The following is a 19781-nucleotide window of genomic DNA, read 5'->3' as shown; positions in this document are numbered from 1 at the left end:
TTCCGAAGAGAGACTCCTTAAACGGAATTGATGGGTTAAATCTTGTGCTATGCTGTATTATATCGTGTTGATTATAGGGCATAATGCCAGGGATGTCGTGGCCATGAAGAGATCAGAAAAACAATGTTGTCCTAAGGAAAGGATACTCACTCAGAGTCAAGAATTGCAAGAAGGGGTAGATTTCTCGTGTTGTGCACAGGCTGATAGAGGTACTTCCGATAACTTCTTTCCATTTTTCACTCGATTAGTGCAAGCCAACTTGGCTAAATGGACGGCAGGAATAAGTCCTGCTGCCATCGGCTCTTCTTATTCCACCTGGCTTTGGCAATTGGCCCAATCCCCTGGGGTTTTGTGGGAACTTGCTTTTTATCCGTTTTTTCATGCCAAGGATTGCATTAATAATATCGTTTGTGTTGAACGTGCTGCGGATGGTAAAGACGTGCGTTTTAAAAAAGACAGTTGGCAGCCCATGCCTTGGCGTTTATTCGCCGAAGGATTTTTGCAGATGGAGGATTGGTGGCGACGCGCCACAACGGACGTACCAGGATTGCCCAACCAGGTGGAACGTATTGTTTCGTTCTGGGCACGTCAATCCCTTGATGCCCTATCCCCTTCCAATTTTGTTTGGTCTAATCCTGATTTATTCCATGAAGCCAGGCGCACTGGGGGCCTTAATCTCATCCAAGGAGGCCAAATCGCATTCGAAGATTGGCTAGAAAAGCTAACCGGTGCACCACCTACAGGTTCTGAACATTTTATCCCTGGGAAACAAGTGGCTATTACCCCAGGGCGGGTGGTCTTTCAAAATCATTTAATTGAGCTCATTCAATATGAGGCCCAAACGAAAACAGTCTATAAAGAGCCGATACTTATCTTACCAGCCTGGATTATGAAATATTATATTCTCGATTTATCACCACATAACTCCTTAGTGAAGTGGCTCGTAAGTCAGGGGCACACCGTATATATCATTTCTTGGCGCAATCCTGACAAAGAGGACCAGGATTTGGGGATGGATGATTATTATCGGCAAGGAGCTATGGCTGCATTTGATGCGGTGTCGACCCTTTTGCCAGAAACTAAAATCAATCTGATGGGGTATTGTTTAGGGGGCACCCTGGCCATGATTACCGCAGCTGCGATGGTAAGAGACAAGGACGAACGTTTAAACAGCTTGACCCTCGTGGCAGCCCAAGGGGATTTTACTGAGGCTGGGGAATTAATGCTTTTTGTGACTGAAAGTCAAGTGGATTTTCTTAAAAGTATGATGAGGGAGCAAGGGTATCTGGATACCAAGCAAATGGCCGGTTCTTTTCAGATGTTGCGTGCTTATGACTTAATTTGGTCCAAAATGGTTCAAGATTACATGCATGGCATGCGGCGCGGGATGATTGATTTAACCGCTTGGAATGCGGATGCTACACGAATGCCTTATAAAATGCACAGCGAATACCTTGAAAAACTGTTTTTAAAGAATGATTTTGCCGAAGGGCGTTACACCGTTGAAGGAAAGCCGGTGGCTGCTGAAAATATTCAGTTGCCTGTTTTTGCGGTGAGCACTGAAAAAGACCATGTAGCCCCTTGGCAATCCGTCTATAAAATCCATCTTATGACAGAAGGGGATGTGACCTTTGTTCTCACTGGCGGTGGGCATAATGCGGGCATCATCAGTGAACCTGGCCACTCAGGACGTTCTTATCGTGTTCATGAGCATAAACAAGGCGAGGCTTACTTAAATCCTGGGAGCTGGCTTGCGATGGCAGAGAAGCGGGAGGGCTCCTGGTGGCAAGCATGGCATGCGTGGTTAGTCCAGCAAAACACTAAAAAACGCATTGCATCATCGGTCATGAATCCCTCACTGCCAGCGGCACCGGGAACTTATGTGCTTCAGAAGTAGAGCGTTCTTCTTGAACAATAAAACAGGAGTCAAGGACGGATGAAGAGTAAAAACGCTTGATTGTCGATTTTGCTAATCCGCATTCTATTGGTGCTGCTCAATAGGGCAATGAATTGGTCATTACTTATCAAAATTGAAAAACCAGGGAATAGGTACAAATTTTTAGCCCCCCATTTTCATGCCGCTGGATATTATTAAGCATCTGATAAAGCCGCACCCATTGCTGGGCAAATCCTTTATGTGGATGGCGGCTTTAAAATATAAACGCTCAATGGACTTTCGAGTGAGTTACATGTATTGCCCACCATTGACATCAAAATTGGCGCCGGTAATAAAACCACTTTGCTCTTCTGCAAGGAAAGCAACAACACGAGCAATTTCCTGGGGTTTGCCTAATCGTCCCACAGGAATTTGAGCAACAATCGCTTCTAAAATGTCATCCCTCAGAGAAGCAAGCATCTCGGTATTAATATAGCCAGGGGAGATGGTATTCACTGTGATGCCTTTCTTTGCGACTTCTTGTGCCAGACTTTTGGTAAAACCGTATAATGCGGATTTAGTGGCCGCGTAATTACACTGGCCAAATTGACCTTTGCGTCCATTAACGGAAGAAATGGTGATGATACGTCCATAACTATTATCCAACATGGTGGATATCACGGTTTTCGTCATATTAAAGACACTATTTAAATTGGCATGGATGACATTCTGCCATTGTTCTTGAGTCATCTTTTTCAAAGTGGCATCGTTTGTAACACCGGCATTATTCACTAGAATATCGATCTTGCCGTATTTTTCGATGACCAATTCGGTCACTTTCTCACAATCATTGAAGGAAGAAATATCGGCGTAGACAATGTCGATATCAAAGCCTTGCATGGCCTGTTTTTTCTGCCATTCTTTCGCCAAATCATGATTGCCTTGTTTAAAATAACAGGCAATGACTTGATAATCTAACTTTTGCATTTCCTGGCATATGGCAGTACCAATACCACCAGTGCCCCCTGTGACTAAAGCAACTCGTTGATTCACTTCTTTCCTCCTTGATGGTTTCATACAGTAAAAAAATAAGTGTTATTGTCATCAGAACGGTTTTGCCTAGATCTAATAGTGGTCATTTATTAGATAACTTCTACTTCCTCGGCCTGAGGTCCTTTCTGTCCTTTTCCCATTTTAAAAAGAACAGTTGCCCCATCAGGAAGTGTTTTAAAGCCGTCACTTTGAATTGAACTAAAGTGGACAAAGTAGTCTTTGCCACTGCTTTCAATAAAACCAAAACCCTTGTCTTTATTAAACCATTTGACTTTACCACGAATTTTATTGGCCATTTTTGTTTATTTCCTTATAATCAAGCAGGTTACATAGTGTCATGCCACGTTGTTCTTTTTGTCAATACTTGTTAACCAGAGAGCTCTTAGTGATTTAATGGATTGAATCAGTGGACTCTCCAGTGTTTCCCTTTGTTTTTTTCAATGAAACCACTTTATCACATTGAATCTCAATGGTATTTGTTTTAGCAGCAGATACTCCCCAACATCGTATTCTTTTTCCCTCTTTCTCGATGAATAGCACGTGAATAACCAAATTTTTCCCATAAGTGTTGTCGATGGTGATGCCTTGAGTCTCATTCGTTTTTGTCAGGAGTCTTCCCAGTGAATTGCCACTACGGTGGAACTCTATTAATACTTCAGTATTGGATAAGGAAACATTGTTTATTTTGGAGTCTTTGTGGTATTTGATGTGATAGGATTGCAAGCCAGCATAGGCATTGAGTGTCGTGCAGGAAAAAATTGCCGCAAAAGTAATTTTAAGAAGAACTATTTTTTTTATTTTAAATGACTTGATATCGTTCATGTGATTCCTATCCTTATCTTTGTCCATGTACTTTTACTATTTTGTGTCATAAAATTTTTACATGCCCAATCTTTAATAGCAAACGGATTATCTGCTTAGACGTTGCACTTCTAACCTTAATATGTATAATTCTCAAAAAATTTACATTTCATTAAAATTTAAAGGCATCCATTAAATGGCTCATATAAGCAAATTTTTACCCCAATCTATTGAAGAGGCAAGTAAAATAACCACCGATCCTTTTAAAATTGGAGACCGTGTATATTTTGTAAATGATCAAACAAATGAAACATGGACAATTGTGAATTTTTCATTGAGCTCTATTGATAAAAAACCCGTGGCTATTCTCAGAAGCGATACTTTTGATACCTATTCTTCCCTGGGAAATATCAAATTAATTTGTTAATTGGGCTGATTTCAAAATTAATCAGCTAAATGCTTTACCCAATCAGCAAAAGCCTCATCTTCGAACTGATAAGTTCCAAAATCAATTTTAGTAATCAAATTTTTATTCGATAATCTTCTTAGTGCATTATGAGTGGTATTTTTATTAACACTATCAATTCCAAGGGCTTCACCGAGTTTTTGCAAAGCTAGTTTTCCATGTAAGTCACTTATTCCATTGGCAATCATTGACATTATTATTTTATCGGCCGGCAATAACGTTTCCCATTGACGCTTAAAATTATCATCACTAAATACCCTGCTTTTAGTAGCCGCTAAAGCTGCAGCCGTGCCCTCCTCCGGATTACTTAAATAGTATTCTATGTATCTTCGAAAAAACTCAGGAGTCTTCTTCAGTTTTTCAAATGCATCAAGAGCGTCATGAATACTCATTGGGTATTTCGATATTTTATTTACCCTTTCGACCATAGCCAATACGAAATCTTTTCCTAATAATTCGAAGGGTTCTAGAGGCGCCCAGTTATAAAATGGCTCTGATGCAACCCCAAACATACGTCTTAGAGTGGTTTCCGAACTGCCAGCAAAAATTACTTTTATACGCTCTTTCCTGATATCCAATGCTGCTCTTAGAGCATGAGCAAAATGAGAGTTCTCTTCATATGCCAAAACTTGGGCTTCATCTATTACCAAAATCATTTGATCTTTTGTTTTATCGAAAGCATTCATTGCTTCCATTAATAAAGTACTGGTTCCTTTTTTTGTTTCTGCTAAATCTGTCTCAAGAGTCCTTTCCCCTAGACCTGTAATTTTTCCTGAGGCCTTAACTTTTTTAATATTTATAGGCTTGTTTAAACTGGTCCAAATTTTATTAAATCCTTTTGGCTCAATTGTCTTATAAAATTCGGAAACCAAAGCTGTTGCAGGATCAATTTCTAATTCCCAAAGATTACTATAGACGACAATATAACCTGCCTTTTGAGCTGCAGGTATAAAATCTTGTTTCAAAAATTCGGTTTTTCCCATTCTTCGTCTAGCAAATAATCCTCGGGCAGAGGTTAGACCTATTTCAAATAGATCGAGATATTTTTTAGCTAGTTCGGGGCGGGCATAATGCCAATTGTTGTGTTTTTTCATAAGTTCTTAATAATTCTTAAAGGATTTAAGAATTATTCTATAGGATAGCCTAATCATTAACAATGAAAGTCTTAAAAATTCTTATCGTATTTAAGACTTTTTAAGAATTATCAGAAGTGTCTTAGTATGTGCATAAACCTTCGTGGTCTATTTCTTGCTTTAGAAAATGTTTACTTTTGGGTTGATTGAATCTCAAACATTTTCTTTATAATCGATATATCCTTTAAGGATCAAATATAGACTCTTATTCGCAAAATGTCCTAAACAATTTGTCATTTAATGTATTTGCTACATTGCTACACGACCATCAAATCATTGAAACCTGATGGATAAAATTATCCATTAAATCATAGGGTAATTCGGTTTTTTCTGTTATAAATCCGATTAATTAATTGTAGCAAAACTCGTGCTACTGTATTGCTACATAACGCTACACTAAGAACACCGAAAAAACACATCCTGAAATAGGCAAAAGAGGGTGTCCTCAGTTGTGGCTTGGGTTTCTTCATGTTTTGTTTTTTTAAGTTCTTTTGTTTTTTGCAAAGAGTTCCTTATTTATAATAATTTTCTATAAATAAGGAAAATGGCAGAAACAAGACGTGATCCAGTGAAATTTATTAATCTCTGAAATTGTAGCGATATGTAGCATTTATGTAGCAATATATTGCTACATAAATGCATTCATTTTGATGCGATGAATATTGTTATGATCCTTGTGAACACTGTATTATCTGATCAATATAGGTATGCTCGTTTGTCAACGAGTAGCAAAAGTAGCATGGTGCTCAATGGGTGAATATTAGAATAACGTTTAAATCAAGGGGAAGTTAATGCCTTCTGAAAAATCTCGGTACCTTAACAGAGGACCTAAATCACCTGTGGATATGCATCAGCTGAAAAAGTATTTAAACTCTTTTACTAAAGAACATTTGGCTGAAATTGTTCTTTTAAATGCACAATATAATTCTGTCTTATGGAGGGCTTTAAGTGCATCTATTGGAATGCGACTTGCCAATGGAGACTGGGAAGAGATAAAGAAAGCCATTGACTATGCATTTTATTTCCCTGAGTACATCCGTTATACAGAAAATGGGTATGGATTCATTATTTATGAAATGATTAATGCGCTTGAGTTCTTGTATAAAGATAGAGACAAGCAATTTATTTTGCAGGTTGCTGATTATATGTTTGAGCAGGCAGAACAGGCTCTTGAATCTTTTGAAGAAGGTTGGGATTGGACTTGTGCATTAGAAAGCCTTAAAGACTGGATAAGAAATAAAAAATCAAATGTAAATGAAGGTGTAACTTAATAGAATTAACACAGAAAAAACAACTTTTATCTCATTGGCTTTCTCCTAAATGAAAGGGATCGCAAGCAGGCGCACAATCGTGAAAGAGATGTTGCTTAAAATTTTTTCTTAGGGATACTTAAATAATCTTTTGATTCAACTTCCCTAATCCCCTTTATAAATTTCGTGATGATTGACCTTTTATTATAAAAAGCACTATAATTAAGTCATAATAAAGGTATTTATTTAGGTCATTAAAATGCAAACTTTATATGCAACACAAGTCGCTAGCATTAGCGAATTAAAGAAAAATCCCACAAAACTTATTAATGATGCGCATGGGATGCCCGTGGTGATTCTTAACCATAATGTAGCTGCTGCTTATTTAATTCCAGCAGAAACTTTTGAAAAACTGATGGATGCTGTTGACGAAAGCGAGCTAAAAAGCATTGTAGAACAACGCCTTTCAGAGCCCTTTACGCCAGTTAAGGTTGCGCTTGATGATCTATGAGTTACATTTCCATCCGCTTGCGTTAAAAGAATGGAAGAAACTATCGAAGGAGTTGCAGGAACAGTTTAAAAAACTATTAAAACGGCGACTGGAAAATCCGCATGTTATTTCTGCCAAACTTAGTGGCCATCTTAAAGATTGCTATAAGATAAAATTGCATCAGGCTGGCTATAGATTGGTCTACCAAGTTAACGATAATAAAATGATTCTCCTTGTTGTTGCTGTAGGCAAGCGAAACAAAAATAAAGTCTATGAGTCAGCAGAAGATAGGACTTAAGCTGATGATGAATAGGGTATTTGATGGTGTGCACCTGAAGTGATTCTTAAAAATAACAACTACAGAAACTTGCTAATTTAACTTAGTTTATGCAATCAATTTGATGACTGGATTAATGGTCGTTTTAACAGGTTTAAAAAAATTATTATATCTATTGACCTTGCCGTTACGTCAACCCTTATCGTGTATGTTGTCAATTAGAGGAGAGCAAAATGGCATACACGATTAATCAATTGGCGAGGCTTTCAGGGGTCAGTACCCGCACTCTGCGATTCTATGATGAAATTGCTTTATTAAAACCTGCCTACTATGGTGGCAATCAATATCGTTATTACAAAGAAGAGCAGCTGCTTATGTTACAGCAGATTTTATTTTTTCGTGAGCTTGGTTTTCCTCTAAATGATATCCAACAGATTATGAGTAGTGATGATTTTGATAAAATAGAATCATTAAAAAGACATAAATCTGCTTTGGAATCTAGTCTTGAACGAACAGCAACGCTCATCAAGACGATTGATAAAACCATTTCACATTTAAGAGGAAAAATAATTATGCGTGATGCGGAAATGTATGATGGCTTCGATCCCATCAAACAACAAGAGCACGAAAAATATATGCTCGAAACAGGAGTGATATCACAAAAGCAAATTGATGATAGTTGGACGCGTGTTTCTCACTGGAAAAAATCAAATTGGGAACAGTTTAAAAATGCGGGTGAAAAGCTTAATCTTGAGCTGGCCAATGCATTAGCAAAAGGAGTTAGGACTGATTCGGATGAGGTTCAGGCATTAATCCAAGAACATTACGATTGGGTTAATAATTTTTGGACACCAACAAAGGAGACATATTTAGGACTTGGAAAAATGTACCTGGACCATCCAGATTTTCGATTATTTTATAATAAATATCACCCTGGTTTGGTTGATTATTTGGTAGCTGCTATGAGAGTTTTTGCTGAACGTAAGCTATCGTGATCATCTTGCTCTGCTGATAGAAGCATCAGTAGAGCACTATCTTTCTGGGAAATTATTATGAATACCAAAATTTGCTTTACTAATTCTACTATTCTGTTAAACGATGGCAGAACACTTGGATATGCTGAGTTTGGAGATCCAAAAGGAGAGGTAGTTTTTTATTTTCATGGACTTCCAGGTTCTAGGCTTGAGGCTGGGCATTGGGAAAATATAGCATGTTTAAATCATTATCGATTAATTAGTATTGATAGACCAGGAATGGGTTTATCTTCTAAACATCCAACGCGCACTATTCTTTCATGGGCTGATGATGTTGAGGCTCTTGCCAATTACTTAGGTATCCCTAAATTTTCTATTATAGGTCACTCTGGTGGAGCTCCTTTTGTTGCAGGATGTGGATATAAAATACCTCATCGGTTAAATAAAATAGCGATTGTCTCAGGTATGGGGCCTTTTGAAATACCTGAGGCTACAGCAAGTCTAGGACGAGGACAGCGGTTTATAAATAAAATGATTAAAGCAATACCCCCAATTGCTACCGTCATGGTAAATCTCATGTTTTTGATGCTGAAAAAACCCGGGATATTAAAAAAAATGACGAGTAAAATGTCAGAGGTAGATCAGCGTATTTTAGGTGACACAGAAGCTGGTGATTTATTTATCCAATCATCGTTAGAGGCTTTTAAAGGTGGTATTACAGGCGTATCTCAAGAAATTCAATTAAGCCTAAAGCCTTGGGGATTTGATATGAGCCATATAAAGTGCCCTGTTGTCATTTGGCAAGGTAGATTAGATAAACAAGCTCCGTTAGCTCATGCCAATCTTTATGCAAAATTAAACCCTAACGCCTCACTAAAAGTTTTGGATCATGAAGGACATATCTCGTTGCTCATTAACCATGGTGAGAAAATTTTGCGCAGTGTTCGTGAATAAAATTTTGCATCGTCGCTACTATTTTAGGTTACAACCGTATTGGAAGTAACGATCGTGATAAAAGTGGCATACAAGAGAACATTTTTATTTATATTAGAGCGTTAGATTCAACGATTTTCCCCCAATTTCACAATTGTCGCTATTGCCTGTAAGATAAACGTAGCCCATCGTTTTAAGTTCTGTTTGCAATCCCAATAAATTATAAAACTGCTCACATTCAGCAAGTTTATTAACTGCTAGGGCTATATGTCCCAAACTGGCATTTTTGGGTAACATTTTTTAGGTCCTTATTTGAATGTAAGTTGGTTCATATTGGAAGCATTGTTTATTATTAGATACTCTCAACCCGAAACGCTTGATAAGAAGGTGATTCATAGGGATGAGCCTTCTTTAAGGCCGCAACAGCCACTGTGATTTGCTCTTCAGTACAGATAATTTCTACTTTATATTCAGGTACTCTTTCAAGCTGATTGATTTCCCCAATAAAAGCATGGCTTCCAGGTAATGGCATAAATTGCCCCTCACCCAATGTTTGCCAAGCACAATGCTGATAATGATCAACACTCCCTGCGCCTGTAGCAAAAATAGCATTTTTAACAATTTCTAAATGGGTTTCTGGAACACAAAAACAAAGCATGTACATGATATCACCTATGGGGAAATTAATTCTGATTTCCAAGAATCTTCTATCTTCGTATAGCGAATTACTTCAGAAAAAGAAATAGAGCCGACCGTGTAGAAAATCCATGTTTCTGGGATAAAGCGAAAACCGAAATAATACTCGCTCATAGGGATAGGAAGTCCTGCAAATTGATCACTCAATTCTTTTTTCCTGGTTTCCAATTGGTTTAAATCTTTAATGACAAGTCCTGAAGTAGGAGCATAAGCAGAGAATCTCAATTGGCGTTCACGAGGAAGAGTACTCCAAAAAGCTTCATTTTCTTCTTGAGAAATGGGGATTGCTGTACTTTCTAAAATAACTTGTCGGTTCTGCATCGCAAATAAAAAATTTAAACAGGATTTAGGGTTATTTAATAATTCAGCAACCTTGCGTGTTTTTTGCTGCGTAAAAAATAAAAGACTCTCTGTTTCAATTTCCCGAATGGCCACCACTCGACTATGAGGTTCGCTAGAGCTGCTACAAGTACTTAAAACAGCACAGGAAGGATCCTCAATCCCCCTTTCTTTTTCCTTGTTCAACCATTCTTTTAGCATGTTAAAGGGCACGAGTTTCTCCTGTAAATTGGTGTGATAAAGTTAAAAGTATTAAACAAAACTCATGTTGGCACTTTGCATGCGCGTGGATTCACTTCCACCATCGTTTTTGAACCTGATTTTACAATGCGTATTTGATTGTGCTCCACTAATAATTCAACCGCTTGGTCGCGTTTTATTTTATCTCGCAATGGACTTAATTGTTGAATAGTTCGTAAGGTTGTTGAACTAATATTTTTTTCAATAAACCAGTCCATAAGTTTTAGGGCATCGGAAAACTGCAAAGAAACGGTTTCAGTAGGCATAATTCGTCGTGCTTCTTGCAAATGCCAACTAATTATTTCAATGGCATTTTCGGTATGCTCTACACCAATATCCCCATGGCGTCCTTCAAAAAGATGAAAGAGTGCTGCAAGCCGCGCTGTATTTTCAGCGGCCTTTGACGCGAAATCAACGACATCGACCCACTGGCCTTGAGGTTTTAACCCAGCTTCCACTGCATTAAAAAATAAAATCCATTGTTGTTTTGCGGCCATACTCATTTTCAACAATGGAAGTTGAATACAACCTTGATGGCTTAATTGTTCTGACTGGTTTAAGCAGGCAGTGACGCGTTGCTCATAATGGGTTAGAGAATGTAAAGAGGCAGGCGGCTCTTGGTAAAATCGATTTCCCATACTATTGGCAGGATAAGCCATAAGGCAACGAGCTAAAAAACCGCTTTGTCGGCTAATACCGGATGCTTGCTTGGTAAGTTGTTGTAAGATAAGCGGTTGCATCATCAAGTTAAGTGTTAAACGCCGATTTTCAATGGTAAATCCTTGCGTTGTCTTACGATGTGCTGTGAACGTCTTACCGTCCCACAAACGATTAAGCAATGCTACAAAACGAGTTGGATTGCCTTGCATGCTATGGCTACCCAAGATGATGCCTGCCTCATCAGACCATAAGGATGCAGAAGGCCAACCTTGGGCTAAATGAATAGCCAGTGCTTCTTGGGTAGCATCTTCAAAATAAAGAGTGGGTTGCAAAGGAATTTCCGGTTCTTGATGAATTAACTCATCAAGCATTTCTTTGGCATAATCCGAGTCTTCTCCCGTATAGGTTGCACGTTTGATTTGGGAGAATAAACTGTCTTTTTCCATTTGCCATACTTGGTGTTGCGTTAGCGCTGACAACACTTCAGGTTCGCGCCTTTTACGAATAAGTGTTTCCCAGTGACGCGCTGCCCTCGAAAAAACATTATCTGCAGCAGTTTTTCGGGTGCCAGAGCCGCTGGCAATTAAAAAATAAAGCGATACAGGACTAATTAAATAGTTGTCTCGCGCTACATTGGCAAGTGATTGACATGATAAAGACATGTTAGCCAAGGCGCTGCATGCAATCAAAGGCAGAGGTTGCTGTCCATATTGTTGATAGTCTACTACGGCTTTTTTAACAATTGAGGGAAGTGCCTCAACTGGGTAAGGACAGTCAGGGGCTAAGATTGGGGAAAGTGGAATAGGTTGTCCCCATGTAATGCTTTGATGTAGATTATTTTTAATCTCTAATTCATTCTGTTCAATAGTCATTGTTTTAGAGGATAAAGTTTTGGTTTTCGATTTTACCAGTAGCCTCAGTATGATGTAAAATTAGTGGCTGAAATATACTGATGATGCTAAATACTGGCTCTATGGCGATTCGGATATAGCGCTTCTATTAAAAATTGTTAGGGTCTAGATGATTGTAAAATGTGTACGAGCTGGTGTCCATGAATTAAAACAGATCAATGAGTTAATGTATCGCTCAAAATCTTATTGGGGATATGATAAAGCATTTATGGATAAATTCATGCAGCTTTTTCAAATGACCACAGACTATCTTGAAAAAAATACAGTGCAACTTTTTTGTGAAAGAAATACTGAAAAACCCGAAAAGGTGATGGGTTTTTATAGTTTTAGCATCAGAAATAAAGAGTCTGAACTGGATAATTTTTTTATTGATCTAGATTATATTGGTAAAGGCTTCGGTAAAAAAATGTGGTCTATGATGGTAGAAGATTTTAAATCAAATGGTGTTAGTAGATTCAAATTATGGAGCGATCCTGGTGCTGAACCATTTTACAAGAAAATGGGATGCATCAAAATTGGTGTTAAAAAATCTCCTATGATGCCAAATAGATATCCCATTATTTTTGAGTATAAGATTTGAAGAAGTTTTTTTCATTTTACTCTGGAGTAATGTGGTTTTTTTGAGCAACCCAAACAGTTGCTTCCCCACAATCAGGATCCCTAATGTTATGTACAAGGACTTTAAAATGGCACTTTAGAAGAATTTGAGTATATTCTTCAGACGAAAGGGATGCATGATATAAATCATATCCCCCATTATCACCCCAGACTTCCCCGTACTCGGGTCCGGAAGTAAATATTAATAAACCATTTTGCTCTACCAAAGAAGCAAGAGATTTTAATGTTTTTCGTTGATCATCATGAGGTAAATGAAAGAAACTATGCCAGGCAATGACCGCATCGAATTTCTCTTGTAAATCTAAAGTTCTCATATCAGCAAGTAGCCATTTTGCATCTGGGAATCTTATCTTGTATTGCTCAATCATTTTTTGACTTGCATCAATGCCCGTTACTTTATATCCTTGTTTAATTAAAAATTGTGCTATGGGTTCGCCTGTACCGCAGCCATCCGATATTTCAACTGAACAAAACCACCGCCAATACATTTGGTTTCAAGATGCTCCAGTTCAATGTCTTGTGTCAAATGTACAAATAATGAACGACCAGAACCTAGCAAGACTGGTGCGATGGTTATTGTTATTCATGGATTAAATTCGCGGCTATAAAATTTTGGACAGTTATTCCTCCATCAATATAAAGATGCTTAAATCCTTCATCAGTTAACCGCTTAACGAGCTCGATGGGTGTTTCGGAAGATGCTGAAACATATTTTAAATGAGCAGGAATTTCTATAGGTTTGCTACTCATCACTATGACAGGAAGCTCACCATAAGGCCAAGGGTCGAATGATAAGACTTTCTCAAAAGAATGCCTCCCCATAATGAGTCCATCGACCGTAGATATGAACTCTTTATAACCACCATCCTCACCTGGGGGCACAAGCTCATTTGCTTTCATTAGCCAATCAATAGAACCATTATCTCTTGCAATAAAGCCATCAAGACTTGTAGCAATAAATACAGAACATTTAGCAAACATCATCATTTATCCTTTGTATACAGACTTATTGATTGAGCTCATGCAGTGTAATAGCATTTCCTTCAGAATCGATGATAATTGCCATTCTACATACGGGTGATGAAAAAGTATCCAATTTGAATGTTACCCCATTCTTTTTTAATTGTTGCGTTAAGGAATCCAAACCTTCCACTTCAAAAGCAATACTACCCCCGGACACAGCACTTGGTTTAACACCTTCCGCAAGGGTTGTGATTGCAAAGCATCCGCCTTGGGGTAAGTCGTACTCTATCCAATGACCATTCGCAGATATTTTGCTAGGTATTAAACCAAGATTTTTTTTATAAAAATCCATCGCTCGATCTAAATTTTCGACAGGATACATGGTAAACGCTACTTTTTTAACATGGTTTCTCCTTTAAATAATTTTTCCCATTATTATAAGCTCACATGCGCCCAAATGTCGTCATGGTGAAAATGATCGATTATTTATCGAAGCGGTTTGCTGGATTATCAGGACTGGCGCGCCTTGGAGAGATTTGCCACCTGATTATGGAAAATGGCAAAGTGTTTATGGTCGCTATAATCGATGGGTTAAAAATGGACATTTCAATGGAATACTTGAAATTTTAAAAAAAAGATGGCGATCACGAATGGCACATGATGGATGGTAGCGTTATTCGAGCACATCAACATGCGGCTGGAGCTCAAGGCGGCCAAGAGAAACAAGCACTAGGCCGAAGCAAAGGTGGTTTTAGCTCAAAAATCCATGTAAAGGTTGATTCTTTTGGATTGCCTTTGAGTTTTATTTTAACACCTGGACAAGACAGTGAGATAAAAACAGCAAAGGAATTGCTCGGTGATGAACTATCCGAGTATTTATTAGCCGATAAGGCTTATGATAGCAATGAATTTCGCGGGGAGTTGAAAAATAGAGGAATCACGGCGGTCATCCCATCCAAAAAGAATCGCATCATACCTATAGAGCATGATACACATATATACAAAGAGCGTAATTACGTTGAGCGTTTTTTTAATCGAGTCAAAAGTTTTAGGAGAATTGCTACACATTATGATAAAACAGCTATCATGTTTCTAGGAGCACTAACTCTAGTAAGTATTATATTGTGGCTGAAACTTTAAAAACACGCCCTAGTATTAAAGTGCCATTGTTACCTAAAAATAAATTTTTTTAAAGAATTCACTCTAGACATTGAATAGAACTATTTGTTTTTCTAGCAGTATTTGGAAAATTAATTACTAATAAAGAAAGACTTTGGTTATCTATCTGTATGAAAATACTATAACAACTTTATGTCACATGAACATCATGTATTTATTCAAGCATTTTTGGGACCCTTTTATTAAAAGTTCACGAGAAGTTTTCAAAGAAATTTTTGGCTGGGTATTTATTGTGTGGGATATTTTGCGATTATCTGCCTTTATTAGCCTCTATTTTACAGAAAGGAGGTTCTAGTTCACATTTGCTCCGTTTCTGTAACTTAAGCATTCAAATTCTTAATGCTAACTATATGAAAACAAATTATTTTGTTAAAATAAGCGCTAACTTTTGATGGTAAGTGGCCTAGCGCTCCGGAACTTGCGCCCTGATGCAAAAATCTAAAATATTAGATTGGAAAATCTCTTATGACGTCATTATATTTATCTTGTGCATGCTAAGCCTTCCTTGGATTTAAAAAACAGGCAGCATTGCAGGCATCAGCTGATTCGTGATGGCTCTTGGGATAAGGATAGAGGATGTCAAGTCTTAAATTTCTTTAAGCTTAACTTAAATAGGTTGGCTGTTTTATTTATTGAAAAATTTTAAATGTTGCAGAATTAATAACTCTAGTTCTCTTATTCAAGGATATATATTTTGCCAGAATTAGCATCGATGCGTAATTTAATTTTTTTATCCTCTGTACCAAGGGCCTTTGCCTCATACTGACTGCCGTGCGCTTCAATTTTGAAAATAGTATGATAGCCAGCGCCCTCAATTCTCTGCGCCGCTTCAAGCATTGAGATGGGGTATTTCTTGGTTTTTAAATTGGTGTTGATAAAGTCCCCTGTATTTGGGTTCATTCGAATAATAAGCTGAATCCCTTTTTCATCAAAGGCTTCCACCTCATATAAACCATCATCAAATTCAACTTCTCTTATTACGCTATAACCGCGAGTCTGTAGAATTTTCAAGATTTCAGACATAGGTAAGGTGCGACTGGGAATTTCATCGGCCAGGATTGTTTGTGTGGATAACGAAAAAATAAGGCCGCCACAGATTGAAATAAAAACCTCTTTTTTCATATTCGCCTCCTGTGCGGTGTTGACGGGAATAAAATTTCATCAATTTAACTCCGTTTTTTTTATATTGAATGAATATAAAACCAAAGGAGTACAATTTACTTTTATTTCATCCATAATAATGATATTAAAAAATAACAGCAAGTGAGTTATTCCAAGGATGCGAATGATGAAAAAATCTAGTTTGGTAACCCCATATGTATTAGTGCTCATTTCTTTAATGTTTTTGTTGGCTTCCTGCGCTTCTTCTATTAATAAGGAAGATTCAAAAAACAATAAACAGCCTAAACGTGTATTTGGTGGGTATCACCCGCGTGGTCATGGTCACGGACACCACTAAACCGAATTAAATTAAAAAATTGACATTAAGATAACCGTTAGTGATTCATATTTTAATGCATGGGTATGGTGTGAAAATATTTTTGATATAAAGATAAATAAAATCCATTTTTTTCGATATGTTTTAAGGCTTGATTGATTTGGTTCATTAGCATCTTAGAATCCATTTTGGCCATGATTCCATAACCGATGCCGACGGGGAAGGGTTTACCTAATCCTTTAAACAAGGTGTTATTATTGGCTATCCAATAATCAGCCGAAAAGTCATCCATAAGCAAGGCATCCACTTCCTGTTGATTTAAGGCAGTGATGAGTTGATTAGTTGAAGGATATTCTCTAACCCTATTGGTTTTAAATTTCTGAGTAATGAGTTGTTTGAAGAGAGAGCCTCTGATAATGCCTATTGATCTATTGTTGAGTTTTTTAAGAGATGTAATTGAGTCGTTTTTTGTGGTCATAAAACGTGCTGCACTTGCCAGATAGGGAAGACTAAAGAGAAAGGTTTTCTGTCGTTCGTCGGTGATGATAATTGCCGCTATCCCCAAGTCAATTTTACTCGCTTTTAATTCTGTAAACAGCTCGTCAAACAGCATGGGTTTCAATTGACACTGAGCTTTAATTTGCTTGCAAAGCTCTGTTATGAGCTCAACATCAAATCCAAAGAAATGATTTTTGTCGGCATTCATTGAAAACGGCGGGTCATACGCTACTATTCCAATAGTTAATGACTGAGCCTTAAGTTCGGCAGTCAAGATTATTAAAAAAACAAATAATAATCGTAGGTGCATAGGATAAACAAGTTAATGGATTATAAAGATCAGTGTATACCAGTTTGGTAATCATTTCAGTGACTTAATGCTATGATTTTCTGGTTTTTTTAGCAATAAGGTGTATCAAGGCCCAAAATCAAGGTACACTGGAACGAAAGGTTTGACAAGGATTTGATAGGGTAGGGAATGCGTTATTTATTTTATTATGTTGTGTGGAGTGCAATGAGCCTTGTAGCGAGTGAGGCACTCGCGGCCACCCCTTTGACATTCAAACAAGCCCTGGGCATTGCTTATCGCAATAATCCCGAATTACAGGCCGAAATAGATAAAGCACAAGCCATGCGCGGTTTTTTTATCCAAAGTGGGCTTTATCCCAATCCTCAAGTGACTTTAACCGCAGAAAACTTTGGCGGCTCGGGGAGTTATTCAAGTTATGAGGCGGCAGAAACTACGGCATCAGTGACCCAGCCCATCCCTTTGGGTAATCGGTTGCAGTATCTGAAAAAAGCAACCTATTCAGATTACTTAGCCTCTCTTGCCCAAATTCAAGTACAAAAAGCGATACTTTATGTGGCAGTTGGTGTGGCCTATGTGGATGCACTTTATGCGGGTCAATGGCATCAAGTCACCCAAAAACTTATTCGCCTCAATCAAGACATCGTAAGCGCAATCGAGCGTCGAGTTAAGGCAGGCGCTGGAGCGGAATTAGACTTACGTTTGGCCCAGGTGCGCTTAGGCGAAGCGCGTATTCAAGAAAATAAAGCTGCAAGGGATGCATTATTTCAGCGTGCGAAATTGGCGCGTCTATTAGGTGATGGATTACGAGTTGATGGACAATTAGTGGATAAAGGTCTTCCTGGAGTGACATTGAACTGGGCTGTGTTACTTAGAAAATTACCGCAAAGCCCTCAGTTAGTACAGCTTCAACAGCAATTACACGCCAAGCGTGCGACTATTACTGCAGTTAAAAAATCTGTGTGGCCGGATTTAAACATTCAATTAGGCGGTCGTCATTTCTCTGATGATGGCAGTAATGCCGCAGTGGCTTCAGCCTTTGCAGAAGTCCCTGTTTACAATAGAAATCAAGGAAAAATCATAACCGCTGAGGCACAATACACCCAAACGGCTCATGAGCTTCAAGGTACACGCCTTGATGTGCGTCAAAATGTCTATGGGGCTTTTCTACAAGCCGAACAAAGTCATTATGAGGCGAGCTTGGTGACGAATTCGTTATTACCTTTGGCGCGTAAATCAATCAAATTGGCACAGGATGGCTACCAAATGGGACGTTATACGTATATTGAATTATCCACAGCCCTTAATTCGTTGTATGAAGAAGAGCGTCATTACCAACAAGCTCATGCTGATTATCATAAAGCCTTAATTCAACTGACCGGGCTTTTAGGATTAGCGCCTTCTAAGGAGAGTAAATGAGAGTTTTAAAGCCATTCCTATCCTGCATGCCCTTTATAATTCTGTTATTGGGGTTGAGTTCCTTTTCGTTATGGGCAACAAATGAAGAATCCCATGGCGATGAAGAAAAAAATCATCAAGAAACCATGGAAAAGGGTCCGCAAGGTGGGCGTTTGTTTAAGGATGAAGATATAGCCCTTGAGTTTTTAATTTTTGAACGGGGCATGCCACCGCATTTTCGCGCTTATTTGTATAAGAATGGTGAGCCTATCGCGCCTGGGAAAGCGCAATTGACCGTTCAGTTAAAGCGATTTGGTGATAAAAAAGAAGCAATTGCGTTCACTCCTGTCGAGAATTTTTTACAAAGCGTTGAGGTGATTGAAGAGCCTCATTCTTTTGATGTGAGCATTCAATTAGAGCTTCAGGATAAACGCTATACCTGGCATTATGCGACTTATGAAGGCCGCATTAAAATGGTGCCAGCCATTCTAAAAGCGGCAGACATTCAAACGGCTAAGGCACAAAGCCAAACAATTAAAACTCAACTTAAAGTCGTAGGTAAAATTGCTCCCAATCGAGACACCTTAGCTCCCATCTATGCACGCTATTCAGGCATTATTAAATCAATGACTAAGAATTTAGGCGATGAAGTCACCAAAGGGGAGGTATTAGTTACGATTGAGAGTAACGAAAGTTTACAAAATTATACAATTAATGCACCCATGAGCGGAACCATCGTGCAAAAATACGCAACCAATGGGGAGCTTGCGCAAAGCACCAAACCTATTTATGAAGTGGCTAATTTGGCTACTGTGTGGGCTGATTTTACCTTATATCGTAAAGAGGTGCCTTTAGTAAAACAAGGAATGAGTGTGGTGGTAACTGGAGATGAAGGAACACCAAAATCCATCAGCACCATCTCCTACATTGCGCCCTTAGGCATTGAAGACAGTCAAACAACGCTCGCACGAGCAGTTCTTTCTAATGAGCCTCGTGTTTGGTTGCCTGGGATGTACATTAATGCCGCAATTACCATTAAAGAAAAAACGGTTCCAGTTGCCATACTTTTGTCGGCTATTCAGCGCATGGATGAGAAAGAAGTAATTTTTATCCAGCAAGGAGATTATTTTGAGGCAACGCCTGTTATTTTAGGCCAAAGGGATGATGAATGGGTCGAAGTGGTTTCGGGGCTTGATGCAGGCCAGCGCTATGTCAGCAATAATAGCTTTTTTATGAAAGCAGAGTTAGGAAAGGATGGCGCAAGCCACGAGCACTAAGGAT

Annotated in this window: 25 protein-coding genes and 1 pseudogene; 13 read left to right on the top strand and 13 right to left on the bottom strand. The window is 38.4% G+C overall.

Annotation, left to right across the window (positions count from 1 at the left end; genetic code table 11):
* The first annotated feature begins 103 nt into the window (after nucleotides 1-103).
* The gene (locus tag IZU94_RS01345; protein ID WP_031297984.1) at nucleotides 104-1897 is read left to right on the top strand and encodes a PHA/PHB synthase family protein; all 1794 of its coding nucleotides are present in this window, start codon (nucleotides 104-106) and stop codon (nucleotides 1895-1897) included.
* A gap of 288 nt (nucleotides 1898-2185) precedes the next feature.
* On the opposite strand, the gene phbB is transcribed toward IZU94_RS01345, so the two are convergent.
* From phbB to IZU94_RS01330, 3 genes are all read right to left on the bottom strand, one after another.
* Nucleotides 2186-2929, bottom strand: coding sequence for an acetoacetyl-CoA reductase (gene phbB, locus IZU94_RS01340; RefSeq protein WP_021460714.1), 744 nt, complete (start codon nucleotides 2927-2929; stop codon nucleotides 2186-2188).
* An 89-nt stretch (nucleotides 2930-3018) separates the two neighbouring features.
* A complete protein-coding gene (locus IZU94_RS01335; protein WP_021460715.1) occupies nucleotides 3019-3225 on the bottom strand; it encodes a cold-shock protein in 207 nt (68 codons plus the stop codon).
* Nucleotides 3226-3319: 94 nt separating this feature from the next.
* On the bottom strand, nucleotides 3320-3751 hold the full coding sequence (locus IZU94_RS01330; RefSeq protein WP_021460579.1) for a hypothetical protein: 432 nt from the start codon (nucleotides 3749-3751) through the stop codon (nucleotides 3320-3322).
* Nucleotides 3752-3926: 175 nt separating this feature from the next.
* On the opposite strand from IZU94_RS01330, the gene IZU94_RS01325 reads away from it, so the two are divergent.
* A complete protein-coding gene (locus IZU94_RS01325; protein ID WP_021460580.1) occupies nucleotides 3927-4157 on the top strand; it encodes a hypothetical protein in 231 nt (76 codons plus the stop codon).
* Between the two features lie 17 nt (nucleotides 4158-4174).
* Here the strand turns inward: IZU94_RS01325 and IZU94_RS01320 are convergent, their stop codons facing one another.
* Nucleotides 4175-5290 carry an ATP-binding protein gene (locus IZU94_RS01320; RefSeq protein WP_021460581.1) on the bottom strand — a complete coding sequence of 372 codons (1116 nt, stop codon included), beginning with the start codon at nucleotides 5288-5290 and terminating at the stop codon, nucleotides 4175-4177.
* Between the two features lie 830 nt (nucleotides 5291-6120).
* Here IZU94_RS01320 and IZU94_RS01315 point away from each other — a divergent pair.
* The 5 genes from IZU94_RS01315 (at nucleotide 6121) to IZU94_RS01295 (ending at nucleotide 9274) form a co-directional block, all read left to right on the top strand.
* Nucleotides 6121-6600: a hypothetical protein gene (locus IZU94_RS01315; RefSeq protein ID WP_021460582.1), complete on the top strand. Its 480-nt coding sequence runs from the start codon at nucleotides 6121-6123 to the stop codon at nucleotides 6598-6600.
* A 238-nt stretch (nucleotides 6601-6838) separates the two neighbouring features.
* Nucleotides 6839-7090, top strand: coding sequence for a type II toxin-antitoxin system Phd/YefM family antitoxin (locus tag IZU94_RS01310; RefSeq protein ID WP_011212545.1), 252 nt, complete (start codon nucleotides 6839-6841; stop codon nucleotides 7088-7090).
* Nucleotides 7080-7367 (top strand): type II toxin-antitoxin system RelE family toxin, encoded by a 288-nt coding sequence (locus IZU94_RS01305; protein ID WP_011212544.1) that lies wholly within the window; start codon nucleotides 7080-7082, stop codon nucleotides 7365-7367. The genes IZU94_RS01310 and IZU94_RS01305 overlap by 11 nt, the downstream gene beginning before the upstream one ends.
* A gap of 212 nt (nucleotides 7368-7579) precedes the next feature.
* A complete protein-coding gene (locus IZU94_RS01300; protein ID WP_011212543.1) occupies nucleotides 7580-8341 on the top strand; it encodes a MerR family transcriptional regulator in 762 nt (253 codons plus the stop codon).
* 57 nt (nucleotides 8342-8398) lie between these two features.
* Complete coding sequence (locus tag IZU94_RS01295; protein WP_203107468.1) at nucleotides 8399-9274, top strand: alpha/beta fold hydrolase; 876 nt, start codon at nucleotides 8399-8401, stop codon at nucleotides 9272-9274.
* Between the two features lie 93 nt (nucleotides 9275-9367).
* Here IZU94_RS01295 and IZU94_RS01290 read toward each other — a convergent pair whose 3' ends face one another.
* The 4 genes from IZU94_RS01290 to IZU94_RS01275 all read right to left on the bottom strand — a co-directional run bounded on the left by IZU94_RS01290 (nucleotide 9368) and on the right by IZU94_RS01275 (nucleotide 12060).
* Entirely contained in the window at nucleotides 9368-9550 is a 183-nt protein-coding gene (locus tag IZU94_RS01290; protein ID WP_011212541.1) for a VOC family protein, read from the bottom strand.
* A gap of 55 nt (nucleotides 9551-9605) precedes the next feature.
* Nucleotides 9606-9917 carry a YqfO family protein gene (locus IZU94_RS01285; protein ID WP_025520126.1) on the bottom strand — a complete coding sequence of 104 codons (312 nt, stop codon included), beginning with the start codon at nucleotides 9915-9917 and terminating at the stop codon, nucleotides 9606-9608.
* Between the two features lie 8 nt (nucleotides 9918-9925).
* On the bottom strand, nucleotides 9926-10489 hold the full coding sequence (locus IZU94_RS01280; protein ID WP_238400667.1) for a pyridoxamine 5'-phosphate oxidase family protein: 564 nt from the start codon (nucleotides 10487-10489) through the stop codon (nucleotides 9926-9928).
* 62 nt (nucleotides 10490-10551) lie between these two features.
* The gene (locus IZU94_RS01275; protein ID WP_021460635.1) at nucleotides 10552-12060 is read right to left on the bottom strand and encodes a YfjI family protein; all 1509 of its coding nucleotides are present in this window, start codon (nucleotides 12058-12060) and stop codon (nucleotides 10552-10554) included.
* Nucleotides 12061-12208: 148 nt separating this feature from the next.
* Here IZU94_RS01275 and IZU94_RS01270 point away from each other — a divergent pair, with 148 nt between their 5' ends.
* The gene (locus IZU94_RS01270; protein ID WP_021582682.1) at nucleotides 12209-12679 is read left to right on the top strand and encodes a GNAT family N-acetyltransferase; all 471 of its coding nucleotides are present in this window, start codon (nucleotides 12209-12211) and stop codon (nucleotides 12677-12679) included.
* A 16-nt stretch (nucleotides 12680-12695) separates the two neighbouring features.
* Here IZU94_RS01270 and IZU94_RS01265 read toward each other — a convergent pair whose 3' ends face one another.
* The 3 genes from IZU94_RS01265 to IZU94_RS01255 form a co-directional block, all read right to left on the bottom strand.
* Nucleotides 12696-13205, bottom strand: a complete 510-nt coding sequence (locus IZU94_RS01265) for a class I SAM-dependent methyltransferase (RefSeq protein ID WP_021460632.1) — start codon at nucleotides 13203-13205, stop codon at nucleotides 12696-12698.
* 91 nt (nucleotides 13206-13296) lie between these two features.
* Complete coding sequence (locus IZU94_RS01260) at nucleotides 13297-13704, bottom strand: dihydrofolate reductase family protein (RefSeq protein ID WP_238400666.1); 408 nt, start codon at nucleotides 13702-13704, stop codon at nucleotides 13297-13299.
* A 19-nt stretch (nucleotides 13705-13723) separates the two neighbouring features.
* Nucleotides 13724-14062, bottom strand: a complete 339-nt coding sequence (locus IZU94_RS01255) for a VOC family protein (protein ID WP_021460631.1) — start codon at nucleotides 14060-14062, stop codon at nucleotides 13724-13726.
* A 37-nt stretch (nucleotides 14063-14099) separates the two neighbouring features.
* Here IZU94_RS01255 and IZU94_RS01250 point away from each other — a divergent pair, with 37 nt between their 5' ends.
* Nucleotides 14100-14351 carry a transposase gene (locus IZU94_RS01250; RefSeq protein WP_080447406.1) on the top strand — a complete coding sequence of 84 codons (252 nt, stop codon included), beginning with the start codon at nucleotides 14100-14102 and terminating at the stop codon, nucleotides 14349-14351.
* A pseudogene (locus IZU94_RS01245) lies at nucleotides 14332-14820 on the top strand (IS5 family transposase); the annotation flags it as partial. The gene IZU94_RS01250 and the pseudogene IZU94_RS01245, both read left to right, overlap by 20 nt.
* Before the next feature lie 714 nt (nucleotides 14821-15534).
* Here IZU94_RS01245 and IZU94_RS01240 read toward each other — a convergent pair.
* The gene (locus tag IZU94_RS01240; protein WP_021460627.1) at nucleotides 15535-15981 is read right to left on the bottom strand and encodes a PepSY domain-containing protein; all 447 of its coding nucleotides are present in this window, start codon (nucleotides 15979-15981) and stop codon (nucleotides 15535-15537) included.
* 163 nt (nucleotides 15982-16144) lie between these two features.
* On the opposite strand from IZU94_RS01240, the gene IZU94_RS01235 reads away from it, so the two are divergent.
* Nucleotides 16145-16318: a hypothetical protein gene (locus tag IZU94_RS01235; RefSeq protein ID WP_154694749.1), complete on the top strand. Its 174-nt coding sequence runs from the start codon at nucleotides 16145-16147 to the stop codon at nucleotides 16316-16318.
* A 52-nt stretch (nucleotides 16319-16370) separates the two neighbouring features.
* On the opposite strand, the gene IZU94_RS01230 is transcribed toward IZU94_RS01235, so the two are convergent.
* Nucleotides 16371-17105, bottom strand: coding sequence for a transporter substrate-binding domain-containing protein (locus tag IZU94_RS01230; protein WP_032831349.1), 735 nt, complete (start codon nucleotides 17103-17105; stop codon nucleotides 16371-16373).
* Between the two features lie 204 nt (nucleotides 17106-17309).
* Between IZU94_RS01230 and IZU94_RS01225 the strand changes: the two genes are divergently transcribed.
* Both IZU94_RS01225 and IZU94_RS01220 read left to right on the top strand, forming a co-directional pair.
* Nucleotides 17310-18521: a TolC family protein gene (locus IZU94_RS01225; protein WP_370569567.1), complete on the top strand. Its 1212-nt coding sequence runs from the start codon at nucleotides 17310-17312 to the stop codon at nucleotides 18519-18521.
* A complete protein-coding gene (locus tag IZU94_RS01220; RefSeq protein ID WP_021460624.1) occupies nucleotides 18518-19777 on the top strand; it encodes an efflux RND transporter periplasmic adaptor subunit in 1260 nt (419 codons plus the stop codon). The genes IZU94_RS01225 and IZU94_RS01220 overlap by 4 nt, the downstream gene beginning before the upstream one ends.
* Nucleotides 19778-19781: the final 4 nt, after the last annotated feature.

Origin of the sequence: Legionella bononiensis (assembly GCF_016786215.1) — a bacterium.
Classification (GTDB): Bacteria; Pseudomonadota; Gammaproteobacteria; order Legionellales; family Legionellaceae; genus Legionella; species Legionella bononiensis.
The sequence above is the reverse complement of the archived record's forward strand: the minus strand, read 5'-3'. Positions and strand labels throughout refer to the sequence as shown.